A 1,377-nucleotide genomic window follows, 5' to 3' on the forward strand; every position below is an offset into this window, starting at 1 on the left:
CACAAGCAACTTTAAATAGGTTATAATCCATTTCTTCTAAAAGACTTAATAAATCTATATATTCTGTTACGTTTTCACTAATAATAATCTTCTTTATCCTTGAAATAGCTTCATACTTTTCTTCTCTAGTAAGAGCAATATAGTTAGAAATATCAAAGCCATTATAGATTTTTATATCTTTTTCATCATACTGATACTTTTCAGGATTATCCATATGCGTGAAATACCTATACGCTCCACGAACACTTTCAAGTTTAACTGGTTGTGGTGCATTTACCTTCTCAGCAATTTTTGATGCTGCATTTTGAGTAACAGGTCCATCCCAAATTAGTATGACATGCCAATGCTCTTTCTTAATTTCTCCATCAGGATTAACATCTTTATCATGCAAAGGAGATATTGCGAATTGTAAATAAGTTTCTTCAAGTAATTCTGTCCAATTTTCAGGGGCAGATTGTGGATATACAACCATTCCCCACGTTCTTGCTTTAATATATTTTGCCATGGTAAAATAACAGTGTTGAATAAAGATTTTAGAGAACTTAGCTATTTGGGAGCTAGGTTCTTTTTTTATTTTCCACTGTCTCTATCCCCCTTTTTACCTTTTTCAATATAGTAATTATTAATTAACATAGATATCGCTTGAGATTTACTCAATCCCATCTCTTCTGATATATCTTTCAGCCTTTCAATCGTTACAGGTGTTAATGTTATTCCAACTTTTTCTCGAGCCATTATAACCCCTCCTTTTTAAATCCTTATTCTGTATTATATAGTATATTATCCATAAAAGTCTAGAGTTTTCATGAATACTTTTGTTAAGTTTTGTGTCTAAAATTGTCAAAAACCCCATAATATCAAGGCTTAAGTCGATTTTTTCACATTGCACATTGCACCCATTGGGGGGGTCGTAGTACCCCCCAATGTCTCTCCTCAAAACAAAAATTCAAAACCAAGCAATCAAAAAAGTGATTGCTAAAATTTCAAAATCAAACCCCACCAAAAAATTACTTGTAATAGAATTTCCTTTTGACTTCACGATATCGAAATCAATGATTTGGATTGGTTGTTAACTTGGAATTAATCCAAGTTAAAACCAGCACCAATCGCCACTGAAGTGGCTATCATTATTTCTTTGTTCGTCAAAAGTTTTTCTCCTATCACATGTAATTTTTTGGTTTGGCAAGCATCGTATTTGCTAGCCACTTCATTCGCTAACGCTCATTTCGTTCTGCAAATACACTTGTTGGGGGTAAACCCCCAATCCCCCTTTTTTGCTAACGCAAAAAGCTAGCCATAGTGGCTAGCTAATTCAAAATTAATTATCATGTTTATGTCTATTGGATCTAACTAAAACATTAATAGTAAATGTATTAT

General features: G+C 32.8%; 3 protein-coding genes. All 3 read right to left on the minus strand.

The features are described 5' to 3' along the window. Positions 1-505, minus strand: a 505-nt coding sequence (locus KA873_RS13430; protein ID WP_210140578.1) for a replication protein, incomplete at its 3' end; no start/stop codon positions are given. A gap of 65 nt (positions 506-570) precedes the next feature. Next, a complete protein-coding gene (locus tag KA873_RS13435; RefSeq protein WP_002503080.1) occupies positions 571-735 on the minus strand; it encodes a ribbon-helix-helix domain-containing protein in 165 nt (54 codons plus the stop codon). Positions 736-1,080: 345 nt separating this feature from the next. Beyond that, positions 1,081-1,206: a hypothetical protein gene (locus KA873_RS13710; RefSeq protein WP_281059004.1), complete on the minus strand. Its 126-nt coding sequence runs from the start codon at positions 1,204-1,206 to the stop codon at positions 1,081-1,083. Positions 1,207-1,377: the final 171 nt, after the last annotated feature.

The organism is Staphylococcus sp. GDY8P45P, assembly GCF_017892745.1.
GTDB classification, from domain to species: domain Bacteria; phylum Bacillota; class Bacilli; order Staphylococcales; family Staphylococcaceae; genus Staphylococcus; species Staphylococcus cohnii.

Excerpts from the sequence above, each read along its gene's own strand:
- KA873_RS13435 (WP_002503080.1), bottom strand. The coding sequence starts at position 735 with ATGGCTCGAGAAAAAGTTGGAATAACATTAACACCTGTAACGATTGAA.